23 protein-coding genes and 1 tRNA gene are annotated in these 25,176 nt (G+C 71.1%); 14 read left to right on the top strand and 10 right to left on the bottom strand.

Annotation, left to right across the window (positions count from 1 at the left end; all coding sequences use genetic code 11):
- Nucleotides 1–371: 371 nt before the first annotated feature.
- From ABZY12_RS09555 to ABZY12_RS09565, 3 genes are all read right to left on the bottom strand, one after another.
- Entirely contained in the window at nt 372–1,223 is an 852-nt protein-coding gene (locus tag ABZY12_RS09555) for a DUF4429 domain-containing protein (protein WP_356888720.1), read from the bottom strand.
- Nucleotides 1,224–1,298: 75 nt separating this feature from the next.
- Nucleotides 1,299–2,510 carry an alpha/beta hydrolase gene (locus ABZY12_RS09560; protein WP_356888721.1) on the bottom strand — a complete coding sequence of 404 codons (1,212 nt, stop codon included), beginning with the start codon at nt 2,508–2,510 and terminating at the stop codon, nt 1,299–1,301.
- A gap of 132 nt (nt 2,511–2,642) precedes the next feature.
- Entirely contained in the window at nt 2,643–3,272 is a 630-nt protein-coding gene (locus ABZY12_RS09565) for a TetR family transcriptional regulator (protein ID WP_356888722.1), read from the bottom strand.
- A 126-nt stretch (nt 3,273–3,398) separates the two neighbouring features.
- Here ABZY12_RS09565 and ABZY12_RS09570 point away from each other — a divergent pair, with 126 nt between their 5' ends.
- Together ABZY12_RS09570 and ABZY12_RS09575 are read left to right on the top strand one after the other, a co-directional pair.
- A complete protein-coding gene (locus ABZY12_RS09570) occupies nt 3,399–5,021 on the top strand; it encodes an MFS transporter (RefSeq protein WP_356888723.1) in 1,623 nt (540 codons plus the stop codon).
- A 155-nt stretch (nt 5,022–5,176) separates the two neighbouring features.
- Nucleotides 5,177–5,563: a peptidase inhibitor family I36 protein gene (locus ABZY12_RS09575; RefSeq protein ID WP_356888724.1), complete on the top strand. Its 387-nt coding sequence runs from the start codon at nt 5,177–5,179 to the stop codon at nt 5,561–5,563.
- On the opposite strand, the gene ABZY12_RS09580 is transcribed toward ABZY12_RS09575, so the two are convergent.
- Together ABZY12_RS09580 and aceE are read right to left on the bottom strand one after the other, a co-directional pair.
- Nucleotides 5,544–6,317 (bottom strand): potassium channel family protein, encoded by a 774-nt coding sequence (locus ABZY12_RS09580; RefSeq protein ID WP_356888725.1) that lies wholly within the window; start codon nt 6,315–6,317, stop codon nt 5,544–5,546. The two genes, ABZY12_RS09575 and ABZY12_RS09580, sit on opposite strands and share 20 nt — an antisense overlap.
- Nucleotides 6,318–6,372: 55 nt before the next feature.
- Complete coding sequence (aceE, locus tag ABZY12_RS09585; RefSeq protein WP_356888726.1) at nt 6,373–9,105, bottom strand: pyruvate dehydrogenase (acetyl-transferring), homodimeric type; 2,733 nt, start codon at nt 9,103–9,105, stop codon at nt 6,373–6,375.
- 411 nt (nt 9,106–9,516) lie between these two features.
- Here aceE and ABZY12_RS09590 point away from each other — a divergent pair, with 411 nt between their 5' ends.
- The 6 genes from ABZY12_RS09590 (at nt 9,517) to ABZY12_RS09615 (ending at nt 13,962) form a co-directional block, all read left to right on the top strand.
- Nucleotides 9,517–9,939, top strand: coding sequence for a DUF3052 domain-containing protein (locus tag ABZY12_RS09590; protein ID WP_137989507.1), 423 nt, complete (start codon nt 9,517–9,519; stop codon nt 9,937–9,939).
- A gap of 124 nt (nt 9,940–10,063) precedes the next feature.
- The gene (locus ABZY12_RS09595) at nt 10,064–10,522 is read left to right on the top strand and encodes a peroxiredoxin (RefSeq protein ID WP_356888727.1); all 459 of its coding nucleotides are present in this window, start codon (nt 10,064–10,066) and stop codon (nt 10,520–10,522) included.
- Between the two features lie 112 nt (nt 10,523–10,634).
- On the top strand, nt 10,635–11,210 hold the full coding sequence (locus ABZY12_RS09600) for a TerD family protein (RefSeq protein WP_356888728.1): 576 nt from the start codon (nt 10,635–10,637) through the stop codon (nt 11,208–11,210).
- Between the two features lie 127 nt (nt 11,211–11,337).
- Nucleotides 11,338–11,913 carry a TerD family protein gene (locus tag ABZY12_RS09605; protein ID WP_356888729.1) on the top strand — a complete coding sequence of 192 codons (576 nt, stop codon included), beginning with the start codon at nt 11,338–11,340 and terminating at the stop codon, nt 11,911–11,913.
- A gap of 29 nt (nt 11,914–11,942) precedes the next feature.
- Nucleotides 11,943–13,088: a DUF475 domain-containing protein gene (locus ABZY12_RS09610; RefSeq protein WP_356888730.1), complete on the top strand. Its 1,146-nt coding sequence runs from the start codon at nt 11,943–11,945 to the stop codon at nt 13,086–13,088.
- Between the two features lie 136 nt (nt 13,089–13,224).
- Entirely contained in the window at nt 13,225–13,962 is a 738-nt protein-coding gene (locus ABZY12_RS09615) for a Tellurium resistance (protein ID WP_356888731.1), read from the top strand.
- 22 nt (nt 13,963–13,984) lie between these two features.
- Here ABZY12_RS09615 and ABZY12_RS09620 read toward each other — a convergent pair whose 3' ends face one another.
- Nucleotides 13,985–14,923 (bottom strand): TerD family protein, encoded by a 939-nt coding sequence (locus ABZY12_RS09620; RefSeq protein ID WP_356888732.1) that lies wholly within the window; start codon nt 14,921–14,923, stop codon nt 13,985–13,987.
- 178 nt (nt 14,924–15,101) lie between these two features.
- On the opposite strand from ABZY12_RS09620, the gene ABZY12_RS09625 reads away from it, so the two are divergent.
- From ABZY12_RS09625 to ABZY12_RS09635, 3 genes are read left to right on the top strand one after another with little or no spacing between them, the layout of a single operon-like run.
- Nucleotides 15,102–16,265 carry an HpcH/HpaI aldolase/citrate lyase family protein gene (locus tag ABZY12_RS09625; RefSeq protein ID WP_356888733.1) on the top strand — a complete coding sequence of 388 codons (1,164 nt, stop codon included), beginning with the start codon at nt 15,102–15,104 and terminating at the stop codon, nt 16,263–16,265.
- Between the two features lie 18 nt (nt 16,266–16,283).
- Nucleotides 16,284–18,932, top strand: a complete 2,649-nt coding sequence (locus tag ABZY12_RS09630) for a phosphoribosyltransferase domain-containing protein (RefSeq protein ID WP_356888734.1) — start codon at nt 16,284–16,286, stop codon at nt 18,930–18,932.
- A 32-nt stretch (nt 18,933–18,964) separates the two neighbouring features.
- Nucleotides 18,965–19,822, top strand: a complete 858-nt coding sequence (locus ABZY12_RS09635; protein ID WP_356888826.1) for an HAD family hydrolase — start codon at nt 18,965–18,967, stop codon at nt 19,820–19,822.
- Here the strand turns inward: ABZY12_RS09635 and ABZY12_RS09640 are convergent.
- The gene (locus ABZY12_RS09640) at nt 19,743–20,402 is read right to left on the bottom strand and encodes a DedA family protein (protein ID WP_356888735.1); all 660 of its coding nucleotides are present in this window, start codon (nt 20,400–20,402) and stop codon (nt 19,743–19,745) included. The two genes, ABZY12_RS09635 and ABZY12_RS09640, sit on opposite strands and share 80 nt — an antisense overlap.
- Nucleotides 20,403–20,513: 111 nt before the next feature.
- Between ABZY12_RS09640 and ABZY12_RS09645 the strand changes: the two genes are divergently transcribed.
- Nucleotides 20,514–21,668 carry a sensor histidine kinase gene (locus ABZY12_RS09645; protein ID WP_356888736.1) on the top strand — a complete coding sequence of 385 codons (1,155 nt, stop codon included), beginning with the start codon at nt 20,514–20,516 and terminating at the stop codon, nt 21,666–21,668.
- The gene (locus ABZY12_RS09650; protein WP_356888737.1) at nt 21,659–22,315 is read left to right on the top strand and encodes a response regulator transcription factor; all 657 of its coding nucleotides are present in this window, start codon (nt 21,659–21,661) and stop codon (nt 22,313–22,315) included. The genes ABZY12_RS09645 and ABZY12_RS09650 overlap by 10 nt, the downstream gene beginning before the upstream one ends.
- A 176-nt stretch (nt 22,316–22,491) precedes the next feature.
- Here ABZY12_RS09650 and ABZY12_RS09655 read toward each other — a convergent pair whose 3' ends face one another.
- The 3 genes from ABZY12_RS09655 to ABZY12_RS09665 all read right to left on the bottom strand — a co-directional run bounded on the left by ABZY12_RS09655 (nt 22,492) and on the right by ABZY12_RS09665 (nt 24,927).
- A complete protein-coding gene (locus ABZY12_RS09655) occupies nt 22,492–22,713 on the bottom strand; it encodes a zinc ribbon domain-containing protein (RefSeq protein WP_356888738.1) in 222 nt (73 codons plus the stop codon).
- A 10-nt stretch (nt 22,714–22,723) separates the two neighbouring features.
- Nucleotides 22,724–24,079: a hypothetical protein gene (locus tag ABZY12_RS09660; protein ID WP_356888739.1), complete on the bottom strand. Its 1,356-nt coding sequence runs from the start codon at nt 24,077–24,079 to the stop codon at nt 22,724–22,726.
- A gap of 80 nt (nt 24,080–24,159) precedes the next feature.
- Nucleotides 24,160–24,927: a DUF4097 family beta strand repeat-containing protein gene (locus ABZY12_RS09665; RefSeq protein WP_356888740.1), complete on the bottom strand. Its 768-nt coding sequence runs from the start codon at nt 24,925–24,927 to the stop codon at nt 24,160–24,162.
- 174 nt (nt 24,928–25,101) lie between these two features.
- Between ABZY12_RS09665 and ABZY12_RS09670 the strand changes: the two genes are divergently transcribed.
- A tRNA-Val gene (locus ABZY12_RS09670) sits at nt 25,102–25,176 on the top strand.

Here is a 25,176-nt window from a genome sequence, read left to right on the forward strand (position 1 = left end):
ATGGCCCGCTCAGGTTAGGCAGAGGGGACGCGGCGGAGCGTCATACCGAGGGGCTGGACCCGGACTCGTACCGGGGTATGAGGCGGGGCCGCCGGGCGAAGGGGCCCGACGCGCTCAGTGGGCCGGCGACGGCCCGACATCCCGGCCGCGCCGCCCGCGAGGCCGCCGACGACGAGGCTGCCCGCCCACCGCGAGCTGTCGACCATGAGCCGCGAGCCCCTCGCGAGGCAGTCGGCACAGACAGCCCGACCGCGAGGCCGACCGCCCACCGCGAGCCGCGAACCATGAGGGCCGACCGCCCACCGCGAGCCGTCAACCATGAGGCCGCCCGCCCACCGCGAGCCGCGAGGCCGACCGCCCCCGCCGCCCCCTCACAGCTGCGCCAGCAACTCCGCCTTCTTCGCCGTGAACTCCTCGTCCGTCACCAGGCCCGCATCGTGCAGCTCCCCCAGATGCCGGATCCGTTCGGCCACCCCCGCGGGGTCGAACCGTTCCGCTTCCAGTGGTGCCGCCGCCCGGCCCGCGCCCCGGATCGCCGCGAGGACCGCCGCCGCGAACGGCAGGGACTCGTGGACCAGGCCGTAGCCGAGGCCGAAGACGACGGCCGCCGGGTCCCGGTCCGCCTGCGCGTGGCGCGGTTCACCGCCCCGGGGCAGCAGCCGCAGGTACCCGTCGAAGACGTCCGGCGAGCGCCACTCGACCCCGCTGAGCTCCCGTACCGAGAAGGTCTGGTCGCCCGCCTTCCACTTCTCCGAGGAGGCGCCCGTGCCGAACCAGCGGAACGAGACCTCCGAGGAGCCGTCGAAGATCGCCTTCCCGTCGAAGGCCTTGAAGGACTGCGGTCCTTCCGGTGCCGCGACCAGGAACCCTTCCGACGGCCCCGCCCCCGGGGTGAGCAGCGTTCTCAGTTCGTCCCCGTAGTACTCCGCCAAGGTCTCCCGCTCGGCCGGCAGCACCAGCCGGTACGGGTCGCGCCCTTCCTTCAGCTGTCCCGCGGCCGCTTCCATCAGGGGATCGGCGCCCGGTCTGGGCACCGCGTGCAGCACGACCGTGCCCCGCTTGCCCGGGGCGAGCGTCACCGACGCCAACGCCTCGTGCGGGATGCGTCGTTCGCGCAGCGTCTGGAACAGTTTCGGTGTGCGGATCCCCCGTTCGAAGCGGATGACGACGGCGTCGCTCTCGAACTCCCAGGTGGCATGAATTCCGGCCAGCACATCACCCATGTGCCTCATCGTATGCGTCGGGCGCCCGCGCGTCGCCCCTGAGAGGGGGCCCGAAACCCGTGGGCTCTACGCGCGTCAGGCACCTTCCGCACCGGAGATTCCGCTGCGGCAAGCGCTGTCGGTGCCCGCACAGGTGAGGCTGCGGTACGAACCGACGCCTATCGCGGCGAAGTTGTCGAGGCTGTCCGTGCCCGGCTCGAAATAGCCCGCGTGGCCGGTCGCCCCGGCCGCCGACAGCAGCCGTGCCCCGAACTCCGGCTCCGCCGGGTCCGCCCCGTGCCCCACCCCGCCGAGGTCCAGATTGGGCACGTCCCGGATCCAGTCGTCCGCGTCCCGCATCGCCCACACCCGGGCGCGGGTGGCCAGTTCGGCCGCGCTCTCCACCCGCATGCCGGGACTTCCGGCGACCGCCACGTCCGTCACCCGGGCGGGCAGCCGGGGGGCGGCGACCCCGCACAGCACGGAGCCGTAGCTGTGGCAGAAGATGCTGACGCGCGAGCCGCCGGGCAGGGCCGCGACCATGTCCACCAGGCGTACGGAACCGATCGCGGCGAGCCGTCCGATCGCCGCGTCGATGCCGACCCCGACGGGCGCGGTGTAGTCGGCCCAGGCGATCACGGCGGTACGGGCGCGGGGCGCGGCCCGGCGTTCGGCGGCGTACAGCGATTCGGCCATCCCGGCCGGCGCCGAGTACTTGCGGTGGGTCTTCTGGAAGGTGAGGAGATTGGTGTCGACGCCGGGCACGATCACCGAGACCCGCTGCGCCCGTTCCAGATCGCCCAGCACCTCGGCCGTACGACCGGGGCCGGTCGGGTCGAAGGCGAGGATCTGGCGGTCCTGCCGCATGAGCGACGCGAAGCGGTGCACCCGGCGCAGGGCCTCGTGGCGCCCGGTCGCGGAGAGCCGGGGGTCCTCGACCCTGCCCCGCTCGGCGCCGAGGGCGTGGGCGAGGGAGAGCCGGTTGGCGCGGTAGCGGAGGGTGAGGGGCGCGCCGTTGAGGTTGCCGACGACGAAGGGGTGCGCGTCGGCGAGGCGGGCGCCCTGGGCCGGGCCGATCGACCGGAAGAACGCGGCGATCGTACGGGCGGGGGCGGCGGGGTCGGGCAGCGCCCGGTGGCCGATCCTGCCGTGCGTCCAGGAGGCGAGCGCGGTCTCCCGCGCCCCCACTGGCCCGCGCTGATCACGCAGCGTCGTCCAGCCGGAGGTCGCCAGGAGGACGAACACCACGGCCAGCGCGAGCAGCATGCGCCAGACGGAGAGGGTGGGGGAGGAGTCGAGAGAAGTCACTGCGCCACACCCTAGAAGACGCGTGGAGGGCGCCGTGCGTGCGGTGACCGGGATCACACCGCCAACGGGAGGGGGTGACGCTCCGTGCGCGCGGGCGCACGCCCCGCTCGGCTCGGGGCCCCTGACCGGTCGTCAGTCGCGCCAGTGCGGTTCGAGCGCCGGGCCCAGGTGGTCCAGGTAGCGCTCGGTCAGCGCGCGGATCGCCTCGAGGGTCGGGTCGGTGCCCCGGCCCCACAGTTGGCCCGTCACCCGCATGACGCCGCTGAACGCCGCCACCGCGATCCGGGGGCGTGGGTCCTCGTCCACGTCCAGGTCCTCGCGTTCGGCGATCAGCCGGGCGATGGCCTCCTCCATCTCGGTGGTCCTGCGCAGATGGGTGGCGAGCAGGGCGGGTGTCGACTCGATCATCTGGAAGGTCCGCAGGTACAGCTCGACGGGCACGACCTCCATGATCGCCTCGCCGATGGTGTCCCAGGAGCTGAGCACGGCGTTGCGCATCGCGTCGAGCGGGCCTTCCTCGGCGGGTCGCTCGGCCAGTGCCCGGACGAAACGCTCCTCCACCATCTTCTGGACGGCGAAGGCCGCGTCCTCCTTGGAGGCGAAGTAGCGGAAGAAGGTGCGCTGGGAGACCTCGACCGCGTCGGCGATCTCGTCCACGGTGGTCTCTTCGTACCCCTGGGTCGTGAACAGCTCCAAGGCCGCCCGCAGCAGCGCGTCGCGCGTGCGCTGCTTCTTTCGTTCCCGCAGCCCGGAAACCGTCACCGCATGGTCCTCTTTCCGCCACTTTCCGACGCTGTGTGCAGCTCAGGGTACCTGTGAGCTACGTGACAGTTACCGACGCATGAATTGCTTTGTCAATTGTCAGTGGCTGACATTAGCCTCGCCGGTATGACTAGTCAGACCACCGTGGAAAAGGCCCCGCAGGGTCAAGGGGGTGCCAGGGAGCCCGCGCCGGCCCCGGCGAAGGGACTGCGAGGCCACCCCTGGCTGACGTTGTTCGCCGTCGCTGTCGGCGTGATGATGGTGGCGCTCGACGGCACGATCGTCGCGATCGCCAACCCCGCCATCAAGACGGACCTCGGCGCGTCACTCGCCCAGGTCCAGTGGATCACCAACGGCTATCTGCTGGCGTTGGCCGTCGCCCTCATCACGGCCGGGAAGCTCGGGGACCGCTTCGGGCACCGGCAGACCTTCCTCATCGGCATCGCGGGCTTCGCCGCCGCCTCCGGTGCGATCGGCCTCTCCGACTCGATCGGGCTCGTGGTCGCGTTCCGCGTCCTCCAGGGCCTCTTCGGCGCGCTGCTGATGCCGGCGGCGCTCGGCCTGCTCCGCGCCACCTTCCCCGCCGAGAAGCTGAACATGGCGATCGGCATCTGGGGCATGGTCATCGGCGCCTCCACCGCGGGCGGCCCGATCGTCGGCGGCCTGCTCGTGGAGCATGTCAGCTGGCAGTCCGTCTTCTTCATCAACGTGCCGGTCGGCGTCCTCGCGCTCGTCCTCGGCGTGGTGATCCTCAGGGACCACCGCGCCCAGAACGCCCCGCGCTCCTTCGACGTCCTCGGCATCCTGCTGCTCTCCGCGGCGATGGGGTCCCTCATCTGGGGCATCATCAAGGCCGGTGAGTCCTGGGGCTGGGCGAGCGGCAACACCTGGGGCTTCCTGGGCGGCGCGGTGCTCCTCTTCGCGCTCTTCGCCCTCTGGGAGACGAAGGTCAAGGAGCCGCTCATCCCGCTGGCGATGTTCCGCTCGATCCCGCTGTCGGCCGGTGTGGTGCTGATGGTCCTGATGGCCTTCGCCTTCATGGGCGGCCTGTTCTTCGTGACCTTCTACCTCCAGGGCGTCAAGGGCCTCAGCCCGGTCGACAGCGGTCTGCACCTGCTGCCGCTGACCGCGATGATGATCGTCTCCTCGCCGCTGGCCGGCGCGCTGATCACCAAGTTCGGCCCGCGGATCCCGCTGGTCGGCGGCATGGTCTGCACGGCCGCCTCGATGTTCGGCATGATCACCCTCTCCGAGGGGACCGGCACCTTCGCGATGTCCCTCTGGTTCGCCCTCCTCGGTCTGGGCCTCGCCCCGGTCATGGTCGGCGCCACCGAGGTCATCGTCGGCAACGCCCCGCTGGAGCTCTCCGGCGTCGCCGGCGGTCTGCAGCAGGCCGCGATGCAGGTCGGCGGCGCGCTCGGTACGGCCGTGCTCGGCGCGGTCATGTCCTCCAAGGTCTCCAGCGCCTTCGAGGAGAACTGGAAGGACGCCGGCATCCCCGTGCCGGCCGACCCCCAGCTGGAGCAGGCGGCCGAGTTCGGCATGGTCCCGCCGGAGCTGGCCAAGGCGCCCGGTATGACCCCGGACCTCTTCGACACCATCGGCGGCGTCATCCACGACACGTTCATGCAGGGCATGGGCCTGGCCTTCACCGTCGCCGGTGTCGTCGCCGTCGTCGCGGCGCTGGTCGCCACGCTGACCAAGCGCGGCGAGAACGCGGAGGCGGGTGCGGGCGGCGCCCACATCTGACGTGAGGTGACGGGTGTACGCATGCCCCCGCCGGACCCGGTCCGGCGGGGGCATGCACCTATCCGGGTGAACCGGACCGAACCCCCTTCCCATCGGGCGGTCAGGGGGGCCAGAGTTTTGGTTACAGAGAGTGACGAAACGGCGGGGGTAACGACATGCGTACGAAGACCGTTCTCACGGCCGCCCTGATGGCGGCCCTCCTCACCACGCTCCTGGCGGGCACACCGGCCACGCCCGCCACGGCCGCGCCGCAGCCCCGGCTCGGCGCCTGCGCACCCGGCCAGCTCTGCCTTTGGCCAAAGGCCGACTTCAAGGGGAAGGCGCACACGCACGAGCTGTCGGACACCGACATCGAGAGCTGTGTGCCACTGGCCGCGGGCGAAACGGCCCAGGCCCTGGCCAACCGGACCGGACGGCCCGTCACCGTCTACCAGTCGGCCGAGTGCGCGGAGACCGGCGAGTTCGAGACCTATCCGGGCCGCGGGGTGTGGGTGCCCCAGACCCCGTACCAGGTCAGAGCCTTCAAGATCTGGGAGCGGTAGCCGGTCCGGCCTGCTCGGGCACGGCGGCGGGCACGGCGGGTGCCGAGAGGCGGGCCACCTCGGCCCGCAGCTCCCTCACCTCGCGCGTCAGCGTCTCCAGGAGCTCCGTCTGCCGGCGATCGGCCGCGTCGTCCCGCTCGAAGCGGGAGATGAACCAGGCGGCGATGTTGGCGGTGACCACACCCAGCAGGGCGATCCCCGACAGCATCAGGCCCACGGCCAGGACACGGCCGAGACCGGTGGTCGGGGCGTGATCGCCGTAGCCCACCGTCGTCATCGTGGTGAACGACCACCACACCGCGTCGCCGAGCGTCTTGATGTTCCCGTCGGGGGCCGAGCGCTCCACATGGAGCACGGCCAGGGAGCCGAACATCAGCAGCCCCACCACCGCGCCCGCCACATAGGTGGTGAGCGTGATCTGCGGGGCCATCCGGGACCGCCGACCCACGAGGAGGAGCGTCGAGACCAGACGCAGCAGCCGCAGCGGCTGAACCAGCGGCAGCAGCACCGCCAGCAGGTCCAGCGGGTGCCTGCGGACGAAGGTCCACCTGGCGGGTGCCAGAGCCAGCCGTACGACGTAGTCGACGGCGAACGCACCCCACACGACCCACTCCACGGCCAGGCACAGTTCGTGGACCCAGCGGTCGGCGTCCGGCGCCACGATCGGTATGGCGTACGCGACGCCGAACGCCACTGCCAGAGCCAGCAGTGGCGTTTGGGTGTGCTTCTCCCAGCGTTCCTTCATGCCGGGCATGGTAGGCGGGACGCGGGGGCGCCTTCGCCCGCGCACCCGGCCCACCAGGTCTTTCCTAGGCGTCGCCGCCCGCGGCGCCCGGGTCCGCCGCCGCCACGTCGAGCAGCTGGTAGCGGTCCACGGCCTGCTTCAGGACCGAGCGGTCGACCTTGCCCGCACGGGCGAGCTCGGTGAGGACGGCCAGCACGATCGACTGGGGGTCGATGTGGAAGTAGCGCCGGGCCGCACCACGCGTGTCCGCGAAACCGAAACCGTCCGCGCCCAGCGAGGTGTACGGACCGGGCACCCACCGGGAGATCTGGTCCGGAACCGAGCGCATCCAGTCGGAGACCGCCACGAACGGGCCCTGCGAGCCGGAGAGCTTCCGCGTCACGTACGGGACGCGCTGCTCCTCGTCCGGGTGGAGGAGGTTGTGCTGGTCGACCTCCACGGCCTCGCGGCGCAGCTCGTTCCACGATGTCGCCGACCAGACGTCCGCGCGGACGTTCCACTCCTCGGCGAGGATCCGCTGCGCCTCGACCGCCCACGGCACCGCGACGCCGGAGGCCATGATCTGCGCGGGCAGCTCGCCGGACTCGCCCGCCTTGAAGCGGTAGATGCCCTTGAGGATGCCCTCGGCGTCCACGTTCTCGGGCTCCGCCGGGTGCTGGATCGGCTCGTTGTAGACGGTCAGGTAGTAGAAGACGTCCTCGGCGTCGGGGCCGTACATCCGCTTCAGGCCGTCCTGGACGATGTGCGCGATCTCGAAGCCGAAGGCCGGGTCGTAGGCGACACAGCCGGGGTTGGTCGAGGCGAGCAGCTGCGAGTGGCCGTCCGCGTGCTGGAGGCCCTCGCCGGTCAGGGTCGTACGGCCGGCGGTGGCACCGAGCACGAAGCCGCGTGCCAACTGGTCGGCCATCTGCCAGAACTGGTCGCCGGTCCGCTGGAAACCGAACATCGAGTAGAAGACGTAGACCGGGATCAGCGGCTCGCCGTGCGTGGCGTACGCCGAACCCGCCGCGATCAGCGAGGCGGTGCAGCCCGCCTCGGAGATGCCGTCGTGCAGCATCTGGCCGGTCGGGGACTCCTTGTACGCGAGCAGCAGCTCGCGGTCCACGGCCTCGTACTGCTGGCCCAGCGGGTTGTAGATCTTGGCGCTCGGGAAGAAGGAGTCCATGCCGAACGTGCGGTACTCGTCCGGCGCGATCAGCACGAACCGCTTGCCGATCTCCTTGTCCCGCATCAGGTCCTTGAGCAGCCGGACGAACGCCATCGTGGTGGCGATCGACTGCTGGCCGGAGCCCTTCTTGACCGGGGCGTAGGTCTTGTCCTCGGGCAGGGGCAGCGGCTTCGCCCGCACGACACGGGTCGGGACGTACCCGCCCAGCGCCTTGCGGCGGTCGTGCATGTACTGGATCTCCTCGGAGCTCCGGCCCGGGTGGTAGTACGGCGGAAGGCCGTCCTCCAGCTGCTTGTCCGTGATCGGGATGTGCAGCCGGTCGCGGAAGCGCTTGAGGTCGTCGACCGTCAGCTTCTTCATCTGGTGGGTCGCGTTGCGGCCCTCGAAGTTCGGGCCCAGCGTCCAGCCCTTGATGGTCTTGGCGAGGATCACCGTCGGCTGGCCCTTGTGGGCCTTGGCCGCCGAGAAGGCCGCGAAGATCTTCTTGTGGTCGTGACCGCCGCGGCCCAGGTGCAGGATCTGGTCGTCGGTCATGTTCTCGACCATCGCCCGCAGCCGGTGGTCGTCGCCGAAGAAGTGGTCGCGGATGTACGCGCCGGTCTCCGTGGCGTACGTCTGGAACTGACCGTCGGGCGTGGTGTTCATCTTGTTGACGAGCACGCCGTCGCGGTCCTGGGCGAGCAGCGGGTCCCAGGACCGGTCCCACACCAGCTTGATCACGTTCCAGCCGGCGCCGCGGAAGACCGACTCCAGCTCCTGGATGACCTTGCCGTTGCCGCGCACCGGGCCGTCGAGCCGCTGCAGGTTGCAGTTGACGACGAAGGTCAGGTTGTCGAGGTTCTCCCGGGCGGCGATCGTGAGCTGGCCGAGCGACTCCGGCTCGTCCATCTCTCCGTCGCCGAGGAACGCCCAGACGTGCGACTTGGAGGTGTCGGCGATGCCGCGCGCCTCCATGTAACGGTTCATCCGGGCCTGGTAGATCGCGCCGAGGGGGCCGAGGCCCATCGAGACGGTCGGGAACTCCCAGAAGTCCGGCATCAGCCGCGGGTGCGGATAGGAGGACAGGCCGTTCGGGAACTTCGACTTCTCCTGGCGGAAGGCGTCGAGCTGCGTCTCGTTCAGCCGGTCGAGCAGATAGGCGCGGGCGTAGATGCCGGGGGAGGCGTGCCCCTGGAAGAAGATCTGGTCGCCGCCGTCGCCCTCGTCCTTGCCACGGAAGAAGTGGTTGAAGCCGACGTCGTAGAGCGAGGCGGAGGAGGCGAAGGTGGCGATGTGGCCGCCGACCCCGATGCCCGGGCGCTGCGCGCGCGAGACCATCACGGCGGCGTTCCAGCGGGTCGCGTTGAGGACCTTCCGCTCGATCTCCTCGTTGCCCGGGAAGAACGGCTCGTCCTTGGTGGCGATGGTGTTGACGTAGTCCGTGCTGCGCATCTCGGGCACGGCCACGCGCTTCTCGCGGGCCCGCTCGATCAGACGGAGCATGAGGTAGCGGGCCCGCTCACGGCCGCGCTCGTCGACGGCGGCATCGAGGGAGTCGAGCCATTCCCGGGTCTCCTCCGGATCGAAGTCCGGGACCTGGCTGGGAAGGCCGCCAATGATGATCGGATTGCGATCGGATCCGGAAGCCACGCTGTTCCTTCGCTGTTCGGTGGAGCTTCGGTGGAGCCCACGGGGAGGCCGGGACGTCCATCGTGTACCCCGTCGGTGTCACACGTCATCTCTACCGAGGGGTAACCCCCCGGGGGCGCCTGGTTGGGTCAAATCGCAACCTTACGCCCAACCCGCGCATGCGTTTCGTCAGCGCGTTCGGCAGACTGAAACCGCGGAAGACCATAAACCGGTACGAAGCGTGTGCCCTGCATCACGGAGCGGAGTGGTTCCAGTCCGGAAGTTTCGGCGAGACGGCCCCAAACGTCACCGTTTCGGCGGTCTCGACGGCCGGGTACTTGCGCGATCCGCCCAGCCCGTGTGGACTACGGCCAGCGCCGCGCGTACGCGCGCGGCCCAAGCATTTTCCGATACATGATCAGGAGGCAAGCCGTGAGCGCGACCGCGGACCACGCGGAGGAGCGGACCAACCCGGCAGCGAGGCTGGGGTTCGAGCCCGGACAGGTGGTCCAGGAGATCGGTTACGACGACGACGTCGACTTCGATCTCCGCGAAGGCATCGAGTCCATCATCGGGTCGGACCTCGCTGACGAGGACTACGACGACGTCGCCGACGCCGTCGTGCTCTGGTTCCGAGACGAGGACGGAGACCTGACGGACTCCCTGGTCGATGCCATTGGCCTGCTGGAGGACGGCGGAGTCGTATGGCTGCTGACGCCCAAGACAGGCCGTGACGGTTACGTCGAGCCGAGCGACATCAGCGATGCCGCGCAGACGGCCGGCTTCTCCCAGACCAAGAGCATCAGCGTGGCCAAGGACTGGTCGGGCAGCCGACTGGTGGCACCCAAGCGCTGATTCCCCCCCAAGCAGCAGGAGCCCCCGCCGACACCCGTCGGCGGGGGCTCTGTGCGTGGCGGTGTCTAAGCTGGTCCTCACCTGTTCGGTCCAGTGAAGGTCCAGCGAAAGGGACGCGTACGCCATGGCGATCGAGGTCGGCACCAAGGCCCCGGAGTTCGAGCTCAAGGACAACCACGGGCGCACCGTGAAGCTCTCCGACTACCAGGGGGAGAAGAACGTGGTGCTGCTCTTCTACCCCTTCGCCTTCACCGGCGTCTGCACCGGCGAGCTGTGCGAGCTGCGCGACAACCTGCCGAAGTTCGTCAACGACGACACCCAGCTCCTGGCCGTCTCGAACGACTCCATCCACACCCTTCGGGTCTTCGCCGAGCAGGAGGGCCTGGAGTACCCGCTGCTCTCCGACTTCTGGAAGCACGGCGAGGCCTCGCGCGCCTACGGCGTCTTCGACGAGGACAAGGGCTGTGCCGTGCGCGGCACCTTCATCATCGACAAGGACGGCGTCGTCCGCTGGAGCGTCGTCAACGCCCTGCCGGACGCCCGCGACCTCAACGACTACCTCAAGGCGCTCGACACCCTCTAGACATCAGGGCGAATCGTCTGTCCCGGCCGGGAACCCGTCACTAGGATCCAGTCGTTGATCCGATGCCAACGCACGACGGGGGCGCTGCCCCTGGAAACCAATGGAGGGACTCGTGGGAGTCAGCCTCAGCAAGGGCGGCAACGTCTCGCTGACCAAGGAGGCCCCTGGCCTGACCGCCGTCATGGTCGGTCTGGGCTGGGACGTCCGCACCACCACCGGGACGGACTTCGACCTGGACGCCAGCGCCATTCTGGTGAGCGCGGAGGGCAAGGTCCGCAACGACCAGGACTTCGTGTTCTTCAACAACCTGAAGAGCGCCGACGGCTCGGTCGAGCACACCGGTGACAACCTCACCGGCGAGGGCGAGGGCGACGACGAGCAGGTCAAGGTCAGCCTGGCCACCGTGCCGGCCGATGTCGCCAAGATCGTCTTCCCGGTGTCGATCTACGACGCCGAGAACCGCCAGCAGTCCTTCGGTCAGGTCCGCAACGCGTTCATCCGCGTCGTGAACCAGGCCGGCGGTGCCGAGATCGCCCGGTACGACCTCTCCGAGGACGCCTCGACCGAGACCGCCATGGTCTTCGGCGAGCTGTACCGCAACGGCGACGAGTGGAAGTTCCGCGCGGTCGGCCAGGGGTACGCCTCTGGTCTGCGCGGCATCGCGGCGGACTTCGGCGTCAACGTCTGAGCCGTCCGCAGCACGCAGTAACAGAGCCGTCCGGCGCCGCACCCTCCGTGCGGCGCCGGACGTGCCTCATCGGCAGCATCAGCAGCATCAGCAGCGTCAGCGGTACTCACCGGGGAGGAACCACATCATGGGCGTCACGCTCGCCAAGGGAGGCAACGTCTCCCTCTCCAAGGCCGCACCCAATCTCACCCAGGTGCTGGTCGGCCTCGGCTGGGACGCGCGCTCCACCACCGGAGCCCCCTTCGACCTCGACGCCAGCGCCCTGCTGTGTCAGTCGGGACGCGTGCTCGGGGACGAGTACTTCGTCTTCTACAACAACCTGAAGAGCCCCGAGGGCTCCGTCGAGCACACGGGGGACAACCTCACCGGCGAGGGTGACGGCGACGACGAGTCGCTCACCGTGGACCTGGTCAAGGTCCCGGCCCACTGCGACAAGATCATCTTTCCGGTCTCGATCCACGAGGCCGACAACCGCGGCCAGACTTTCGGTCAGGTCAGCAACGCTTTCATCCGTGTGGTGAATCAGGCTGACGGTCAGGAACTGGCCCGCTACGACCTCTCCGAGGACGCCTCCACCGAGACCGCGATGATCTTCGGTGAGCTCTACCGGTACGGCGGTGAATGGAAGTTCCGGGCGGTTGGACAGGGGTACGCGTCCGGCCTTCGGGGCATCGCTCTAGACTTCGGGGTCAACGTTTCGTAAAGCCGCGTACTTACACGATGGGGTAGACAGTGGTTCTGAAAACCTTCGGGTGGTCGTTCGCCATCACGGCGCTCGGCCTCGCTTTCGCCGCGTGGCAGTGGGGGTGGGAGGCGTTCGGGGTCGTACTGATCCTGTCGATCCTCGAAATCTCGCTGTCCTTCGACAACGCGGTGGTCAACGCCGGAATCCTGAAGAAGATGAATGCCTTCTGGCAGAAGATCTTCCTCACGATCGGCATCCTCATCGCGGTGTTCGGCATGCGGCTGGTCTTCCCCGTCGCCATCGTCGCCATCAGCGCCAAGGTCGGCCCCATCGAGGCGATCCAGCTCGCGATGGACCACCCCGACCAGTACGAGGCACTGGTCACCGACGCGCACCCGGCGATCGCCGCCTTCGGTGGCATGTTCCTGCTCATGATCTTCCTCGACTTCATCTTCGAGGACCGTGACATCAAGTGGCTCGGCTGGCTCGAGCGTCCGCTGGCCAAGCTCGGCAAGGTCGACATGCTGTCGGTCTGCATCGCGCTCATCGCCCTGCTCCTCGCGGCGATGACCTTCGCCACCCACGCGCACACCAGCGCCGGTTACCAGGACAAGTCGGCGACCGTACTGCTCTCCGGCGTCGCGGGCCTCATCACGTACCTCATCGTCGGCGGTCTCTCCGGCTTCTTCGAGAACAAGCTCGAGGAAGAGGAGGAGCGCGAGCACGAGGAGGAGGAGAAGGCCAAGGCCGAGGGCAAGCCGGTCTCCGCGGTCGGCCTGGCCGGCAAGGCGGCGTTCTTCCTCTTCCTCTACCTGGAAGTCCTCGACGCGTCCTTCTCCTTCGACGGTGTCATCGGCGCCTTCGCCATCACCAACCACATCTTCTGGATGGCGCTCGGCCTCGGCATCGGCGCGATGTACGTCCGTTCGCTCACGGTCTACCTGGTCCGCCAGGGCACCCTCGACGACTACGTCTACCTGGAGCACGGCGCGCACTACGCGATCGGCGCCCTCGCCGTCATCCTGCTCATCACCATCGAGCACGAGATCAGCGAGCTCATCACCGGCCTCATCGGTGTCGTTCTGATCGCGGCCTCCTTCGTCTCCTCCATCCAGCGCAACCGCCGGCTCGCGGCGGCCGAGGGAGGACCCGGCTCCTCGGGCGACAAGACCGAGGTGTCATCGGGGGTGTGACACCCGCGGCAATGAGGAACGCTTCACCGAGGGGCGGCCGGTGCACCCGGCCGCCCCTCGGCGTATCGACAGGCCATATCGACAGGCCGCATCGACAGGCCCCGGGGGGCCAGGGACACGTGGGGGTGGGAGGGCCATGGCCTTCTGGGACAGCCTGATTCCGGGCAGGGCGGCGCCGTTCGACTCGGGCAGCGCCTCGACGAACTCCATCGACCTGACCAAGCGACACCCATCGGTCTCGCTCACCAAACAGGGCGCCGCGACCGGCAACCTGAGGGTCAACCTCTCCTGGCGGATGCGGACCTCGGACATCGGGGGGCGCTCCCGCCAGAGCGGCCGGCTGCTGCGCCATCCCCTCAAGCTCTTCCAGCCCGAGGTCGTCCAGGCGCACACCCAGGGCGTCGTCAACGTCGACCTGGACCTCGGCTGCATGTACGAGCTGACCGACGGCAGCAAGGGCGTGGTGCAGCCGCTCGGCGGCTTCTTCGGGGCCCTGAACGCGCCGCCGTACGTGAATCTGAGCGGTGACGACCGGTTCGGCGGATCGTCCGGCGAGACGATCTTCGTCAACCTCGACCACAAGGACACCATCAAGCGGCTGCTGTTCTTCGTCTACATCTACGACCAGACGCCGGCGTTCGACCGCACCCACGCCAAGGTCACGCTCTACCCGAGCAACGGCCCGCGGATCGAGATCGAACTCGACGAGCGCGCCCCGCAGGCGCGCTCCTGCGCCGTCTTCACCGTCGAGAACGTGAAGGACGAGCTGATCGTCCGCCGCCAGGTGAAGTTCGTCTACGGCTTCCAGGGAGAGCTGGACCGGCTGTACGGGTGGGGCTTGCAGTGGGGGCGCGGCTACAAGACGAAGGCATGACCGGGTGACGCCGGAGGGCCCCTCAGGGGCGCACGAACTGCGGGCCCATCGGAGGCAGCCGGAAGTTCGGGTCCGGAGCGGGCGCGGCGGCCGGAGCGGGCTGCGGATAGCCGTACGCGGGCTGCGGCGAGGCCGGCTGCGGATAGCCGTAGGCCGGCTGGGCAGAGGCCGGCTGGGGGTAGCCGTACGCGGGCTGCGGATAGCCGTAGGCCGGGGGAGCCGCCGGCTGGGGAGGTACGGCGGGAGGTGCCGCTGGAGGCGCGGGAGCGGTCACGGGCGTGTGGACGACCGTCGCGTCGAGGTCCGGGGCCGCGGCGGTGTCCGGGCCGGCGGACGCGTCCTGGCCGGCCGTGCCGTCCGGGCCGGTGGTGGCGTCGGCGGCCTGACCCTCGTCCGTGGCCTCGTCCGTGGCCTCGTCCACCGAGATCCCGAAGTCGGTCGCGAGACCGACGAGCCCGGTGGGGTAGCCCTGCCCCACCGCGCGGAACTTCCAGGCGTCGCCGCGCCGGTACAGCTCGCCGCAGATGATCGCCGTCTCCTCGCCGGTCTCCGCCGTCACATCGAACAGCGCCAGCGGCTCGCGGTCCGGCGCGCCCGCGTCGTACAGCAGGATCCGCAGGTCGGAGACGCACCGGAAGGTGTCGCCGTCCGAGGAGGCCGCGATCACCACCTGGTCCACGGACGGGTCGAGCCCGCCGAGGTCGGCCTCGACCGTGTCGGTCAGTCCCTCCGCCACCCGCTTCTTCGGCAGCCGGCGCACCAGACCCGAGGGGTGGCGCGGCTGGTTGTAGAAGACGAAGTCCTCGTCGGAGCGCACACGCCCGTCCGCGCCCAGGAGCAGGGCCGAGGCGTCCACGTCAGGGACCCCGGGGCCCGGGGTCCAGCGGAGCACGGCCCGTACGGCCGCGGTGTCGAGAGGGACGTTGGAGCCCTTCAGCATCGCGTGCGTCATGACCGTCATCCTGCCTTCCCCGCCGACCGCCGGACAACGCGGGGGCCTCGGCCAATCGGGGAGAGACCGATCGGATGCGGACGAGTTACCTGGATTTCATGCGAGGAGGGAACTACGGACACCCGCACCTACGTACTATTACCGGCCACATGTCATCAGGGCCCGCAAAGGCAGTCGGGGGAGTTACATGCGTCATTTCGGGCACATCCCGGCCGCTTCGCGGGCCAGGCTGTTCCACCAGGAGCCGGCCGAGTTCACGGCCGACTCGCCCGCGAGCACGCTCGCCGTGGCCCTGGGCGCCACGCTCTACAGCCCGGCCACCCGGCCGCGGCTCGCCGACGACGTGCGCAAACAGGCCGCACGCGGGGTCGTCTCCATGGTGCTGTGCCTGGAGGACTCCATCGCCGACGGGGACGTGGAGGCCGCCGAGGCGAACCTGGTCCACCATTTCCGCCTCCTCGCGGAAGCGGACGGGGACGTGCCCCTGCTCTTCATCCGGGTCCGTGAGGCCCGCCAGATCACCGACCTGGTCGCGCGGCTCGGCGACACCGTCCGCCTGCTGTCCGGATTCGTGCTGCCCAAGTTCACCGAGGCCCGGGGCCGCGCCTTCCTGGAGGCGCTCACCGCCGCCGAGACGGCCTGCGGACGGCGACTTTTCGCCATGCCCGTCCTCGAGTCCCCCGAGCTGCTCCACCTGGAGACGCGCGCCGGGACCCTCGCCGGCATCGCCGCGACCGTCGAAAAGTACCGGGACCGGGTGCTCGCGCTGCGGCTCGGCGTCACCGACTTCTGCTCCGCGTACGGACTGCGCCGCTCGCCCGACATGACGGCGTACGACGTCCAGCTCGTCGCCCATGTCATCGCCGACGTGGTCAACGTCCTCGGCCGTTCCGACGGCACCGGCTTCACCATCACCGGACCCGTCTGGGAGTACTTCCGGCTCGGCGAGCGCATGTTCAAGCCACAGCTGCGCCGCAGCCCCTTCCTGGAGGGCCGGGCGGAGGACCTGCGGACCGCCCTCATCGAGCACGACCTCGACGGGCTGCTGCGCGAGATCGAACTCGACCGGGCCAACGGCCTGCTCGGCAAGACCTGCATCCACCCCACCCACGTGGTGCCGGTGCACGCCCTCTCCGTCGTCAGTCACGAGGAGTTCAGCGACGCCCAGGACATCCTGCGGCCGGAGCGGGGCGGAGGCGGAGTGATGCGCTCCGCGTACACGAACAAGATGAACGAAGTGAAGCCGCATCGCGCGTGGGCCGAGCGCACCCTGCTGCGCGCCGAGGTGTTCGGCGTCGCCAAGGAGGACGTCGGCTTCGTGGATCTGCTGACCGCCGGACTGGCCGGCTGACGAAGGGTGATTGACGACGTGGTGTGGTCGGGAACATGGGTCGCCGAGCGACTCGGTGTCGAACTGGTCGGCGACGAGAAGCTCCCGGGCCTGTTGGGCCTCGCACTGCGCCGCAACCCGAAACGGGCGCATCTGCTCGTCTCCCACGTGCTGGGCAAGCACGTGCCGCAGCGCCCCACCGTCGTGTACGAGGCGGGCCTCACCCTCGGCGAGCGCGTACGGGACCTCCTCGGGCCCGAGGAGGCCGCGCGTGCCGTGGTCGTCGGGTACGCGGAGACGGCGACCGCGCTCGGTCACTCCGTCGCCGACGGGCTCGGCTTCGCGCCGTACCTGCACTCCACCCGGCGCCCGGTGGACGGAGTGGCGCCGGCGGGCGGCTTCGAGGAGTCCCACTCGCACGCCACCTCGCACCTCCTCCTCCCCGAGGACCCGAAGCTGCTGGCCGGTGACGGGCCGCTGGTCCTCGTCGACGACGAGTTCTCCACCGGCAACACCGTCCTCAACACCGTCCGGGACCTGCACGAGCGCTATCCCCGCGACCGGTACGTGGTCGTCGCCCTCGTCGACATGCGCTCGGCGGCCGATCTCGGCCGCCTGGACGCCTTCGCCGAGGAGATCGGCGCCCGCGTCGATCTCGTGGCCGGAGCGGCGGGCACGGTACGACTCCCCGAAGGCGTCCTGGAGAAGGGCCAGGCGCTGGTGGCGCAACACGAGCCCACGCAGGTGCCCGTCCCACGAGCGCCCGGGGTGTCGCCGGGGGGTACGGAGGGGACGCTGCCGGGGGGCACGGAGGTGACGTCGCCGGGGGGCCTCTCCGGGACCGCGCCGGGGGCCTCGGCGGGGGCGTCTCCGGCCCTCACGGGGGCCTCGCTCGGTGTGTCCGCCGGTGGTCCGTCGGGGGCCTCGCCCAGCGCCTCCGCCGGTAGCCAGTCCGGTGTCTCCGTCGGCGCCCCGTCCGTGGCCTCGCCCGACGTCTCTCCCGTACGGGTCGACCTCGGGTGGCCGGAAGGCGTCCCGGACGGCGGACGTCACGGCTTCAGCGCGCCCCACGCCGCGGCCCTGCGAGGCGCCCTGCCCGCCATGGCGGAGCGCCTGGCCGCCGCCCTCGGCGGAGCGGGCCGGAAGGGTCGCGTCCTCGTCCTCGGCTTCGAGGAGCTGATGTACGCGCCGCTGCGGCTGGCCGTCGAGCTGGAGCGCGCCGGCCACGACGTGTCGTACTCCACCACCACCCGCTCGCCCGTCCTCGCCGTCGACGACCCCGGCTACGCCATACGCACCCGGCTGGTCTTCCCGGCCCACGACGCCCCCGCCGACGGACCCGGCGAGCGGTACGCGTACAACGTCGCCGGCGCCGGCTTCGACGCGGTCGTCGCCGTCGTCGACTCGGCCGCCGACACCCCCGAACTGCACGCTCCCGACGGCCTGCTGGCCCAGCTCGCGGCGCACATCCCGCACGTCGTGCTCGCCGTCGTACCGACCTACACGCCGACCACGCCTCCCGAAAGGGCCTCCATGCTGCCCGAGCCCCTCCGCGGCCCCGCCTTCTCCTCGTACGCGCCCGAGGAGGTCGGCTGGCTGCTCCAGGACCTCTCGGACGTCGAGCTGGAGGCCCCGACCGAGGAGCGCGAGGAGGCCATCCAGAGCGGCGGCGCGCACTACGCGGAGTCGCTGCCCGTCGAGTACCAGCCCAGCGCCCAGTACCAGGAGCTCTTCCACGCGGCCCTGAAGACCTCCGCCACCCGGATCGCCCGCGCCGTCGGCACCGTCACCGAGACGGTCCTCGCCGAGCGGGCCGGCCGGGGCAGCGGGCGGCCCGTGCTCGTCTCGCTCGCCCGGGCCGGCACGCCCGTCGGTGTGCTGATGCGCCGCTGGGCCCAGGCCCGCCACGACCTCGACCTGCCGCACTACGCCGTCTCCATCGTGCGCGGCCGCGGTATCGACGCCAACGCGCTGCGCTGGCTCGCCGCCCACCACGACCCCGCCGACGTCGTCTTCGTCGACGGCTGGACCGGCAAGGGCGCCATCACCCGCGAACTCGCCGAAGCCCTCAAGGACTTCCCCGGCTTCGACCCGGAGATCGCCGTCCTCGCCGACCCCGGCTCCTGCGTGCGCACCTACGGCACCCGGGAGGACTTCCTCATCCCGTCCGCCTGCCTCAACTCCACGGTCTCCGGGCTGATATCGCGGACGGTCCTCCGCGCCGACCTGGTCGGACCCGACGATTTCCACGGCGGCAAGTTCTACCGCGAGCTGGCCGGCGCCGACGTGTCCAACGACTTCCTCGACGCGGTCGCCGCCCGCTTCGACGAGGTCGGCGAAGCCGTCGACGCCGAGGTCAAGGAGCTGCTGGGCGCCGACCGCGACCCCACGTGGGAGGGCTGGGCGGCCGTCGAGCGGATCAGTGAGGAGTACGGCATCCACGACGTCAACCTGGTCAAGCCGGGCGTCGGCGAGACCACCCGGGTCCTGCTGCGCCGCGTCCCCTGGAAGATCCTCGCCCAGCGCGGCGCGGGCGCCGACCTGGACCACGTCCGCCTTCTCGCCGCACAGCGCGGGGTACCCGTCGAGGAGGTCGACCAACTCCCGTACACCTGCGTCGGACTGATCCACCCTCAGTACACGCGCGGCGCCACCGGCGCCGACGGGAAGGCGGTGATCTCCCAGTGAGTACCGCGACGAACGGCACCACGCCCACAGTGATGGTCGCGAGCGACCTCGACCGTACGCTGATCTACTCCTCCGCCGCCCTCGCCCTCGGCATGCCCGACGCGCAGGCGCCCCGCCTGCTCAGCATCGAGGTCCACGAGTCCAAGCCGCTGTCCTACATGACCGAGGACGCCGCCGTGCTCCTGGCGGAGGTGGCCGCCGAAGCCGTCTTCGTCCCCACCACGACCCGCACCCGCAAGCAGTACCAGCGCATCCAACTCCCCGGCCCCGCACCGAAGTACGCGATCTGCGCCAACGGCGGACACCTCCTCGTCGACGGCGTCACCGACCGCGACTGGCACGAGAGCGTGCTGCGTCGGCTCGCCGACGAGTGCGCGCCGCTCGCCGAGATCCGCGCCTACTTCACCGCCACCACCGACCTGTCCTGGGTGCGCAAGCACCGGGTCGCCGAGGACCTCTTCGCGTACCTCGTCGTCGAGCGCGAGCGGTTGCCCGAGGAGTGGCTGAAGCGGTTCGGCGACTGGGCCGACGACCGCGGCTGGACCGTCTCCCTCCAGGGCCGCAAGGTGTACGCCGTACCGAAGCCGCTCACCAAGAGCGCGGCGATGCGCGAGGTCGCCCGCCGCACCGGCGCCGGCCTCACCCTGGCCGCCGGGGACTCCCTCCTCGACGCCGACCTGCTGCAAGCCGCCGACCGCGCCTGGCGCCCCGGCCACGGCGAACTCGCCGACACCGGCTGGACCGCCCCCCACCTCGACGTCCTCGCCGAGCGCGGAGTGGCGGCGGGGGAGGAGATCCTGCGCCGTTTCCTCACGGCCGTTCGGGACCACCGCGTGACCCTGCCCGCCCACCCGGCCGCCGCGCCCGCCGCCCTCCCCGACCCGGCCTGATCAGCCGCACGGCGACGAAGCACACCACCGCACCCGCCGCCGCCACGAGCACCGCCTTCGAGTAGACCGACACGTAACCGGTCACCTGCTCCCAGTTGTCACCGAGCAGATAACCGGCCAGCACGAAGGCGGTGTTCCAGATCGCGCTGCCCAGCGCCGTGAGCGCGAGGAAGACGGGCAGCGACATCCGCTCGACGCCCGCGGGCACGGAGATCAGACTGCGGAACAGCGGCACCATCCGCCCGAAGAACACCGCCTTCGTGCCGTGTCGGGCGAACCACGCCTCCGTCCGCTCGATGTCGGAGACCTTCACCAGCGGCAGCTTTCCGGCGAGGGCGACCGTCCGCTCCCGGCCGAGCAGCGCCCCCACCCCGTACAGCGCGAGCGCGCCGACCGTCGACCCCGCCGTCGTCCACAGCAGCGCGGCGAACAGGTCCATCCGACCGGTCGCGGCGGCGAAGCCCGCCAGCGGCAGGACGACCTCGCTCGGGATCGGCGGGAAGAGGTTCTCCAGCGCGACGGCGATGCCGGCGCCGGGAGCGCCCAGTGTGTCCATGAGCCTGTCGATCCAGGTTTCCATGGCTCTCACGCTAGGAACCGCTGCCCGGTCGCGGACTGATGGCGGCCGCACGGTGATGCTCCGGTTTTCCGCAGTGCGCCCGGGCGGGGGCTCCGGCTAGCGTGGCCGATCATGAGGACTCTCGCCGGGCACGTCGCGCACGGGCTGCGGATGGCGGCCGGTCTCACCCTCGGCGCCGCCACCGCCGTCGTCGAGCTGCTGTCCCTGATCGCCGGCGGGCTCGCGCTGCTGCCGGTGCTCGCCTGGCCGCGCGGCCGCCGCGCCGTCCTGCGGACCCTGACCGCCGTCGCCCACCGCCTGCTCCGGCTGGAACGGCGGCGGCTCGACCGCTTCCTCGGCGTGCGGCTCCCGGGCGCCCAGGGAGACGGTGCGGCCCTGCGCCACCTCGCGGCCCGCTGGCCGCTCGGGCTGCTCGGCGGAGTCGTCCTCGTCTGCGCCGCCTACGGCCTCGGCCTCGGCACCTTCGTCCTCTACGGCTGGCTGATCACCGACATCGACCACCCCTGGCTCGTCACCTTCAGCAGCGCGGGCGGGTTCTTCCTGCTCTTCCTCTCCGTCCAGGGAGCCCTCGGCGTCGCGTCCCTGGAGGGCCACGTGGCCCGCCGCCTCCTCGGCCCCCGCCACGCCGACGCCCTGGAAGCCCGGATCGCCGAGCTCGCCAGCAGCCGCGCCGAGGTCATGGACGTCGTGCACGACGAACGGCGCCGCATCGAACGCGATCTCCACGACGGTGTCCAGCAGCGGCTCGTCGCCCTCGGCATGCTCCTCGGCCGCGCCCGCCGTATCCGCGCCCGCGACCCGGACGGCGCCGACGCCCTGCTGCTCCAGGCCCATGAGGAGAGCCGCCGCGCGCTGGCCGAACTACGGGAGGTGGCCTGGCGGGTCTACCCGACGGTCCTGGACGAGGCTGGCCTGCGGGCGGCCCTCGAGGCGGTCGCGGAGCGCGGCCCGCTGCCGGTGGGACTCGCGTACGACGTGCCCGGGCCGCTGCCGAGGGCGGTGGAGACGGTCGCGTACTTCGTCGTCTCGGAGGCGGTCACCAACGTGGTCAAGCATGCGGGAGCGACCCGTATCGACGTACAAGTTACCCGGGAGGACGGCGTGTTGCGTGTGACGGTGAACGACGACGGAACGGGCGGCGCGGACGCCTCCGGCAGCGGACTGGCCGGTCTCGCGAGCCGGGCGGCGGCGCTGGACGGACGGTTCGCGGTGGACAGCCCGCTGGGCGGACCGACGGTGGTACGGGCGGAGCTGCCGTGCGCGTGATGCTCGCGGAGGACTCGACGCTGCTGCGGGAGGGGCTCGTACGGCTCCTGGCGGAGGAGGGCCACGAGGTCACGGCCGCCGTCGGCAACGCGGTGGAACTGCTCGCGGCGGTGGCGGCCGACCCGCCGGACGTGGTCGTCGCCGACGTCCGGATGCCACCGACCCACACGGACGAGGGGCTGCGCGCGGCCCTGGAGATCCGGAGCGCGTGGCCGCGGGTCGGCGTCCTGGTGCTCTCGCAGTACGTGGAGCGGCGGTACGCGACCGAGCTGCTGACCGGCGAGTCGGCGGGACCGGGAGCGGTCGGCTATCTGCTGAAGGACCGGGTGGCGCAGGTCGACGAGTTCCTGGAGGCGCTGGAACGGGTGGGGGAGGGCCGGACGGCGTTCGACCCGGAGGTCGTCCGCCGCCTCCTGGTCCGCTCCTCCCACACCGATCCGCTGTCCCGGCTGACGCCCCGGGAAGGGGACGTCCTGGCGGCGATGGCGCAGGGGCACACGAACGCGGCGATCGCGGGCCGGCTGCACGTCTCGCAGAGCGCGGTCGAGAAACACATCAACGCGATCTTCGACAAGCTGGAACTGACGGGCCGGGGCGAGGGCTACAGCAGGAGGGTGCTGGCAGTACTGCGCTACCTGGGCAGCTGACCGACCGGGGCCGTTGGACCGGCCTCGGCTGCGGAGGGTGGATCAGCCCCGGCTGTGGCGCGCCGGATCGGCCCGGCTGTGGAGGTGGGTCAGCCCCGGCTGTGGCGCGGCCGGCCCCGCTGTGGTGCGGCGGGCCGGCCCCGGCACTGTGCGGACCGGCCCCGGCACGCGGGGGATCAGCCGCAGCACCCGCCACCGCAGCATCCGCCGCCGCCACCTGCGCTCGGGGCGGGCGCGGGGCCGCCCGTCGCCGTACCACCGACGGCTACGGCGGACAGCAGCTTGACGGTGTCGTCGTGCCCTTCCGGGCAGGCGGCGGGGGCGGAGGACTCGGCCATCGGCCGGCTGAGTTCGAACGTGTCGCCACAGGTCCGGCAGCGGTATTCGTAACGAGGCATACGGACCAGGCTAGCGGCCACCGCCGGAGCCGCCCCCGCCCCGTTCCTCCCTGATCAATTCCACGACACGGGCGGCGGTCGCGCGGACGGCCTCGAGCTCGGTGAGGAAGTGCCAGTAGTCGGGATGGCGGCCGCTGTCGAGCGCGGCCACCGCCCGGTCGAGACGGGCGACAGCATCGTCGAGGGGGCGGGCGTGGCGGGGGTCGGGGGTGTGGCGGCCGGCCATGGCGAGGCGCTGGGCGTCGCGGACGGCGAAGCGTGCGCGCTCGATCTCCTGCCGGGGGTCCTTGGCGACGGCGTCGAGACGGCGGAGCCGCTCACCGGCGGCGGAGACGGCCTCGTCGGTGTTGTTGAGCAGCGCGCGGGCGGTGGCCAGCAAGCTGGTGGCGTCGGGCCAGCGCTGCTCCGCGCGGGCCGAGGCGGCCTCCTTGAGCCTCTCCTCGGCCTGGCGGACGCTCTCGGCGGCCTGCTCGGGGACGTACTGGAGGTCCTGCCAGCAGGCGGCGGAGAAACGGCGGCGGAGCTCGGACAGGACGGGCTCGACGGCTTCGGCCCGGGTGGTGAGCGCCTCGGCGCGGGTGCGGAGGGAGACCAGGCGCTTGTCGGTCTCGGCGGCGCGCTCGGGGAGCCGCTCGGCCTCGACGCGTACGGCCTCGGCGTCCCGTAGGACACCGTCGGCGCGCTGGAGGGTCTCGGGGACGCCGTGCCGGCCGGCGCCTTCGTTGAGCTTGGTGAGCTCGGGGCCGAGGGCGGCGAGCCGCGCCGCGAGATCGTCGGCGCGCAGGCCCGCGTTCCGTACGGTGTCGAGAGCGGTACTGGCGGCCCGGAGCGCCGCTCGCGCCCGCTCGACGGCGGGCGCGAGCCGGGCGAGCTGCGTCTCGGCCTTGTCGAGCAGCGGCCCGAGCCCCTGCTCGAACCGGTCCAGCTCACCCTTGACCCGTACGAGCTCGTCCTTGGCCCGGGTCAGTTCGGTCCGGGCCCGCTGGGCGGTCCCCGCGTCCAGCTCGTCCCGGTCGAGATCGTGGGCGTCGACGGCGGTGATGTACGCGTGGCTGACCTCGTCGATCCGCCGCCCGAGCGCGGCGAAGCCGTCGACGGCGGTACGGGCCCCGGGGGAGCTGTCGACGGCCGTGATCGTCTCGATCGAGATCCGCAGATCGCGCTGGGCGGTGTCGAGCTCGTAGAACGCGGCCGCCGCCGCGTCCTTGGCGGCCTGCGCCTCGGCCCGCTGGCTCTCCCCACGCCCACCGAACCACCGCCGGGTCCCGCCCCCGGCGAAGGCGGCGGGGAGGAGTGCGAGCGCGAGCAGCGGAAGCGCGAGTGCGAGCCGCAGCGTGGACGTGCCCCTTGCGTGAGTCGCCGCCACGTCCCTCTCCCGTGCTGTGATCGCCGCGCTGCCCGGTCCGGTTCATTCTCCCACCAGGTAAGGACGAACACACGGGTCCTTTAGTTCGCGCTGCGGACGACGACTTCCCCGTTGTCGCTGTGCGCGGTCACGACATGGCCGCTGCCCTTCGCGGTCGGCACCTCGACGCGGACCTCGCCGTTGTCGCTGCGCCCGTCGACGTCGTACGTCGCTTTCGGCAGGGCGATGTCGATCTCCCCGTTGTCACTGGTGGCCTCCACCCGGCGCGGCACGGCGCTGAGGGCGAGCCGTACGGCCCCGTTGTCGGACCGGGCGACGATCTGCTGGGAGGTGGTCCCGCCCTCCACGACGACCTCCCCGTTGCCGCTGGTCAGCTCCAGCGCGCCGGAGGCGTCGCGCACGAGGACGGAGCCGTTGTCGGCCCGTACCGTCAACGCGGTGTCGAACCCGTCGGCCGTCACCTCCCCGTTGTCATCCTCCACGGTGACGGCGATCCCGCGCGGCACCTGGACCCGGTGGACGGAGTCGCAGTCACTGGCGAGCGCGTCGCACTCGACCCGCAACGTCAGCGTCCCGCCCTCCATCCGCCACGTCGCCTCGGGCCCGGACCCCACGAACACCCACCCGTCGACCTGCCGGCTGACCCGCACGTCGTCGATGTCGGCGGGCACGATCTCCAGCCGGGAGTTGTCGGCGTCGATCGTGAGCGTCTCCCCGGAGAACGCGAAACTCTTCCGCTCCACGGGCGCCCCCTCGACATCCGCACCCCCACAACCGGTGACCCCGAGGGCGACGACGCCGGCCCCGCCGACGGCGAGGAGCGTACGGATACGACGACGACCGGCCATGACGACAAACCCCCAGGTAACACGCTGACTGTCCCCTCACCGTACGGACCCCCGACCCCACCGACGATCCGGCGACCCACCGGCCCGATGGTGGGGCTACCCCCCGGCCGGTACGCGCGGGTATCGGTTTGCGGGACCCACCCATGGGCCATGTACGCTGTTGCCTCATTCCACGGGTGCGTAGCTCAGGGGTAGAGCGCTGCTCTTACAAAGCAGATGTCGGCGGTTCGAAACCGTCCGCGCCCACCA

The sequence above is a fragment of the Streptomyces sp. NPDC006551 genome (assembly GCF_040611675.1).
GTDB lineage: Bacteria > Actinomycetota > Actinomycetes > Streptomycetales > Streptomycetaceae > Streptomyces.

What these genes read in the sequence shown, in the direction of transcription:
- ABZY12_RS09555 (WP_356888720.1), bottom strand. Translation starts at nt 1,223, where the DNA reads ATGGGTGATGTGCTGGCCGGAATTCATGCCACCTGGGAGTTCGAGAGC.
- ABZY12_RS09570 (WP_356888723.1), top strand. Translation starts at nt 3,399, where the DNA reads ATGACTAGTCAGACCACCGTGGAAAAGGCCCCGCAGGGTCAAGGGGGT.
- ABZY12_RS09575 (WP_356888724.1), top strand. Translation starts at nt 5,177, where the DNA reads ATGCGTACGAAGACCGTTCTCACGGCCGCCCTGATGGCGGCCCTCCTC.
- ABZY12_RS09580 (WP_356888725.1), bottom strand. Translation starts at nt 6,317, where the DNA reads ATGCCCGGCATGAAGGAACGCTGGGAGAAGCACACCCAAACGCCACTG.
- ABZY12_RS09595 (WP_356888727.1), top strand. Translation starts at nt 10,064, where the DNA reads ATGGCGATCGAGGTCGGCACCAAGGCCCCGGAGTTCGAGCTCAAGGAC.
- ABZY12_RS09605 (WP_356888729.1), top strand. Translation starts at nt 11,338, where the DNA reads ATGGGCGTCACGCTCGCCAAGGGAGGCAACGTCTCCCTCTCCAAGGCC.
- ABZY12_RS09615 (WP_356888731.1), top strand. Translation starts at nt 13,225, where the DNA reads ATGGCCTTCTGGGACAGCCTGATTCCGGGCAGGGCGGCGCCGTTCGAC.
- ABZY12_RS09620 (WP_356888732.1), bottom strand. Translation starts at nt 14,923, where the DNA reads ATGACGGTCATGACGCACGCGATGCTGAAGGGCTCCAACGTCCCTCTC.
- ABZY12_RS09625 (WP_356888733.1), top strand. Translation starts at nt 15,102, where the DNA reads ATGCGTCATTTCGGGCACATCCCGGCCGCTTCGCGGGCCAGGCTGTTC.
- ABZY12_RS09635 (WP_356888826.1), top strand. Translation starts at nt 18,965, where the DNA reads ATGGTCGCGAGCGACCTCGACCGTACGCTGATCTACTCCTCCGCCGCC.
- ABZY12_RS09640 (WP_356888735.1), bottom strand. Translation starts at nt 20,402, where the DNA reads ATGGAAACCTGGATCGACAGGCTCATGGACACACTGGGCGCTCCCGGC.
- ABZY12_RS09645 (WP_356888736.1), top strand. Translation starts at nt 20,514, where the DNA reads ATGAGGACTCTCGCCGGGCACGTCGCGCACGGGCTGCGGATGGCGGCC.
- ABZY12_RS09655 (WP_356888738.1), bottom strand. Translation starts at nt 22,713, where the DNA reads ATGCCTCGTTACGAATACCGCTGCCGGACCTGTGGCGACACGTTCGAA.
- ABZY12_RS09665 (WP_356888740.1), bottom strand. Translation starts at nt 24,927, where the DNA reads ATGGCCGGTCGTCGTCGTATCCGTACGCTCCTCGCCGTCGGCGGGGCC.